Below are 4,926 nucleotides of genomic sequence, written 5' to 3'. Positions count from 1 at the left end.
GGTATTATTACTTGGATGCATACATTTTCTCCAGCGAAAATGTGGATTGCCGGCCTTGCCGAGTACCGCAAGCCACTGCTCCACTTACATACCCAATTTAATCGTGATATCCCGTGGGAAACGATTGATATGGATTTTATGAACCTCAATCAAGCAGCACACGGAGATCGTGAGTATGGCTTTATTGGAGCACGTATGGGCATTTCCCGTAAAGTGGTTGTTGGTTACTGGGAAGATCCTGCTGTCCTCTCCCGAATTGCAGGATGGATGAGCACGGCAGTTGCTTTTGTTGAAGGACGCAGCTTGAAAGTAGCTCGTTTTGGCGATAACATGCGCGAAGTGGCTGTGACTGAAGGGGATAAAGTAGAAGCTCAGATTAAATTTGGGTGGTCTATTAACGGTTATGGTGTAGGCGATCTAGTTCAAAGGGTAAGAGACATTTCCGAATCGGAAGTAGATCAATTAATGGATGAATACAATGAAGTTTATGATATAACACCTGAGGGACGTTCGGCAGGGCCGGTGCGTGAGGCGATTCGTGAGCAAGCGCGCATTGAACTTGGTATGAAAAGCTTTTTGCAGGAGGGCGGATTCGGCGCGTTTACGACCTCGTTTGAGGATCTTCACGGTCTGAAGCAGCTGCCTGGGCTTGCTGTACAGCGGTTGATGGGGCAAGGATACGGCTTCGGCGGTGAAGGCGACTGGAAAACAGCAGCGCTCACTCGTGTCATGAAGATTATCGCAGGCAATAAAGGGACTTCCTTCATGGAGGATTACACGTATCATATGGAGCCAGGAGCGGAGCTGGTACTTGGCGCTCATATGTTGGAAATTTGCCCGACGATTGCGGCGACACGTCCCAAAATCGAGGTTCATCCACTTGGTATCGGCGGGAAAGCAGATCCAGCGCGCCTTGTTTTCGATGGAGCTTCCGGTCCAGCGCTGAATGCGTCACTTATCGATATGGGCAACCGCTTCCGGTTGCTTATTAACGAAGTGGAAGCCGTACAGCCAGTGAAAGAGATGCCTAAGCTGCCAGTGGCGCGCGTTCTATGGAAGCCGCAGCCGTCCCTGCGTGATTCAGCAGAAGCATGGATTTATGCAGGTGGGGCCCATCACACCGTTTTCTCCTATCAGGTAAGTACAGAGCAATTGGTAGATTGGGCGGAACTAGCTGGTATTGAAGTTGTCATTATTAATAAAAACACATCTACGCTGCAGTTCCGTAATGAACTTCGCTGGGGCGAGGCGGCTTGGAAGCGCTAGGCTCGCAAGTTATTCACCTGTACGTACAGCCGAGGACCGTTCTTCCCTAGAGGGAAGACGGTTTTCTTTTTCCACCCACCAGAATAAAAAAGTCACTTTTGTCGATATTGGCGCAATTTTCATCCATTGACTTCCTTGTTTCTCATGCTATAAAGTAAATTCATATGAGCCTGTCCAAATTATGGGCATCACATTAGGAGGATAACCCAGATGACAACGAAAGCCTACGAAGGAACATTCCAGGGAGAGAAAGCGGTTTGGCTGCAAGCGGGCCGTTATGAAGCAGCGGTTTTGCCGGAAATTGGTGCGAACCTGATTGCTTTTAGAGACAATGAGAAGGAATACCGTTTTCTGCGTGAACCATCCCTAGATGAAATGGAAGCGTTTAAAGCACGTCCAATTATACATGGTATTCCTGTCTTATTTCCGCCTAACCGTTATGAAGACGGCAAATTCCCATGGAAGGGAAAAGTTTTTCAATTCCCAGTCAACGAGCCAAAAACAGGCAATCATCTGCATGGTTTTGTCCATGATATCCCTTGGGAAGTTGAGAAATTTGGCACAAATGAAAGCGATAGCAGCGTCACTTTAGCGCTTAAAGTAAGAGAAGGGCATTCCGTATATACGTATTTACCGTTCGAGTTCACGATTCGCCTGACATATGTGCTCAATCAATTTGGTTTGCAACAGCATATTTCTGTCCACAATGAAGGTCAAGAAGCGATGCCTTGCCTAATTGCCTACCATACAACGATCAATGCGCCATTTGCGACGAATTCGCAAGCATCGGATTACAGCTTCAAAATGACGATCGGGAACCGCTGGGAAATGAGCGAGAGAATGCTGCCAACTGGCGAGTATCAACCGCTATCCAGTGAGGAAGCGAAGATGAAAGTCGGAGGCTTATCCCCATTCTTCGAGTCGATGGACAATCATTATACGACGGCTCCACAAAATGGACGTAACTACATGGAATTGACAGACGCACGCGAAGGCGTCAAACTTGTCTATGATGTCGGTACATCTTATAAACAATGGATGATCTGGAATAATGGCGCTACAGAAGGCTTCTTCTGTCCGGAGCCACAAATGAATTTGGTTAACGCTCCTAATATCGATATGCCAGCTGACCAAATCGGTCTAGTGAGTCTAGAGCCAGGCGAAGTGTGGAGCGAGTCAGCCCGTCTTTATACGATTGAATCGAAGAAATAAGTCAATAAGCAAGCCCCCTTTTGACGCATGGAGAGAATCGGGCATGATGCTCTGCAAGCGGGGAGGGGGCATTTTTATCGAAAGCTCAGGTGAACATCATGGACAAAGAACAATTAATCGCAGAAAATGWACGTTTGAAGTTAGAGAATGAGAAGCTGAAGCAGGAAATTGCCAAGCTTCGCGGAGCTAAGCGGTCCACAGCAGGTTCGATGGACAGCATGTCTACGAAACTGAAGGAAGCACTCAGAGAGTAGAGAATCCGCGGCGTTCGACAAATCGGATCACATTGGTTATAATGAGTACTGGAAAAAGGAGGGAAACAATTATGAACGAAACATTACCACCAAAAACTTGCACCATTGACCGCCTTGTGACCAAAGAAGCTGAAGTTGGCAAAGTATTAGCCGGCCAAAAAACAGCTTGCAGACGCAACGGACGTTATGCAGACATCGGTGAAACGATGGATCTGCAGGGCAATGCATTTACTGTTACGAAAGTCTACCAGCAAGCGCTTGGTGATCTGACAGTGGAAGATGCAAAAGCTGAAGGACATGAGACGATTGACGAATATCGCGACAGTATCTTATCCATACACCCTGGCATGCCGTGGCTGCCGCAAATGAAAGTATGGGTACACGAATTTCAAAAAGCAGAATAAGAGATGAAAAAAACAGTGTGGATCATAAGATCTACACTGTTTTATTGAATTTTTCTAGAGAATGGATGATGGCGTTGTCCTGGTACATATTGCTTTTATATATTCATATTTTTAGTGTTGTACTCAGCATTGGTCCTTATTTTGTGTTATTTCCGTTATTGGCGAAAATCAGTACAGCACCGTTTGAGCTCCTGCCTGAGTATCTGGAACCCTTCCGTATAACGGTACGACTGACGAAACATGCTGGACATGTGTTGGTAGCGACCGGCATTCTCCTTACTTGGCTAACGGCATGGACATGGAAAACATCGTGGATCGTTTTCACGGTGCTTATCATGGTGGCTTCCTTATATTTTATTGCGCGTGCATTTTCACCCCTGCTGCGAAAGCTCCGTGCACCGCACGATGACCGCAACGTATTAGTGAACCAACTGCGCAGCGCGTTAATCTGGTATGTGATCATTACGTTGACGATGATGTGGTTCATGGTGGCCAAGCCTTCGTTCTGGTAAGGTTAAGCTTCCGGCTTCTGAGCAAACATGACGACAAAATTATAATATTTGTAGACACAGTCTACATCTGCGAAACCGCTGGCTTTGAGCCAAGCAAGCTGCTGATCAAGAGGGGCCATTTTATCCAGTTTGGTTCTTTCATAAGCAGCTTGAAGCGCTTCGCGAGATAAGTCAGTGGCTTCTATTTTCGCTTCCCAATCCGCGCGGTACAGGTGATCAAGAAAAGGAGTGCTCCCTTGGACTTGATCCGCATTTACGAATATGCCCCCCGGTTTCAGCAGTTTGAAAATCCTCTCATATAGGTTCTGTTTAGCAGGATCCTCCAGATGATGAATGGACAAAGCCGATACCACACAATCAAATAGTTCATCCGACTCATATGCGGTATAATCGCCTGCCTGAATCGTCAAATTAGCCTTCATCTCACCAAATCGCAGCTTAGCGATGTCGAGCATCCCTTGGGAGAGATCGATTAACGTTAGTTTTGCATCCGGATATTGGCCCAGGATATAAGAGGAGAAGAGTCCCGTTCCAGCACCGAGATCAAGAATACGCGGCGAAGCAGCTTTCGGCTGCACAAGTGAAGTAGCCGTCCTGTAAAAATCATCAAAGCAGGGGATAAGCTTCCTTCGTTGACCGTCATACTTCTCAGCGACCTCATCGAATTTCGTTATCAGCTGATCATTGTTTTTCTCCATCATGGGGATCATCTCCATATCGTTGTTTGGCGGTACTTGTTTCTTGGGACTATTTTATAGGGAAAAGAAGGAAAAATCTAAGATATAAATCCGATTGTCTTTATAGTTTAAACCTATAGAAGTTTTGCGACCTATTGCGATAGGTCAGAAAAGGGCTATTTTGGCCGGCGGCGGAAAAGCTGATTCAACACTTCGGAGAAGACAAGTCCGATCGCGATTGCGCCAGAGAGCATGAAGGCTTTGGCAGCCAGCTGCACGGCAAGATCGTAATGATTGAGGACGGCATTTTTCATCGCGTCATAGGCTAAACCGCCTGGCACTAAGGGAATAATTCCTGCGACACTGAACACAATGACCGGAGTTTTGTATAGTCTCGCGAAAAATTGACTAATAACAGTTACCGAGAAAGAAGCAATCAGAGTCGCCAGAATTGGATCTAATGGAATCAATTGCGAAGAAATGTACATCATCCAACCAACCATTCCAATGAATCCACATTGGATAATCGTGCTTCTAGGCACATTGAAAAGAATGGCAAAAGCTGCCGTTGAGATGAAGCTAGTGGCGAGCTGCTCAAGCA

The 4,926-nt window shown here is 46.5% G+C and carries 7 protein-coding genes; 5 read left to right on the top strand and 2 right to left on the bottom strand.

Annotated features, from left to right (window positions below; translation table 11 throughout):
- The 5 genes from araA to AC1DUA_RS23170 all read left to right on the top strand — a co-directional run.
- Window positions 1-1,266 (top strand): L-arabinose isomerase (gene araA / locus AC1DUA_RS23190; protein ID WP_477502014.1); only part of this gene is annotated, 1,266 nt, incomplete at its 5' end.
- Window positions 1,267-1,476: 210 nt separating this feature from the next.
- Window positions 1,477-2,478 carry an aldose epimerase family protein gene (locus tag AC1DUA_RS23185; RefSeq protein WP_477502013.1) on the top strand — a complete coding sequence of 334 codons (1,002 nt, stop codon included), beginning with the start codon at window positions 1,477-1,479 and terminating at the stop codon, window positions 2,476-2,478.
- A 98-nt stretch (window positions 2,479-2,576) separates the two neighbouring features.
- The gene (locus tag AC1DUA_RS23180; RefSeq protein ID WP_477502012.1) at window positions 2,577-2,732 is read left to right on the top strand and encodes a hypothetical protein; all 156 of its coding nucleotides are present in this window, start codon (window positions 2,577-2,579) and stop codon (window positions 2,730-2,732) included.
- Window positions 2,733-2,803: 71 nt separating this feature from the next.
- On the top strand, window positions 2,804-3,136 hold the full coding sequence (locus AC1DUA_RS23175) for an ASCH domain-containing protein (RefSeq protein WP_161411824.1): 333 nt from the start codon (window positions 2,804-2,806) through the stop codon (window positions 3,134-3,136).
- Between the two features lie 68 nt (window positions 3,137-3,204).
- Window positions 3,205-3,648: a hypothetical protein gene (locus tag AC1DUA_RS23170; RefSeq protein ID WP_477502015.1), complete on the top strand. Its 444-nt coding sequence runs from the start codon at window positions 3,205-3,207 to the stop codon at window positions 3,646-3,648.
- Window positions 3,649-3,650: 2 nt separating this feature from the next.
- Here AC1DUA_RS23170 and AC1DUA_RS23165 read toward each other — a convergent pair whose 3' ends face one another.
- Together AC1DUA_RS23165 and AC1DUA_RS23160 are read right to left on the bottom strand one after the other, a co-directional pair.
- The gene (locus AC1DUA_RS23165) at window positions 3,651-4,349 is read right to left on the bottom strand and encodes a class I SAM-dependent methyltransferase (RefSeq protein WP_477502011.1); all 699 of its coding nucleotides are present in this window, start codon (window positions 4,347-4,349) and stop codon (window positions 3,651-3,653) included.
- A 152-nt stretch (window positions 4,350-4,501) separates the two neighbouring features.
- Window positions 4,502-4,926, bottom strand: a 425-nt coding sequence (locus AC1DUA_RS23160) for a threonine/serine exporter family protein (RefSeq protein WP_477502010.1), incomplete at its 5' end; no start/stop codon positions are given.

The sequence above is a fragment of the Paenibacillus sp. 01T422 genome (assembly GCF_056398785.1).
Note: the sequence above shows the minus strand (reverse complement) of the source record. Positions and strands in the feature narration are given on the sequence as shown.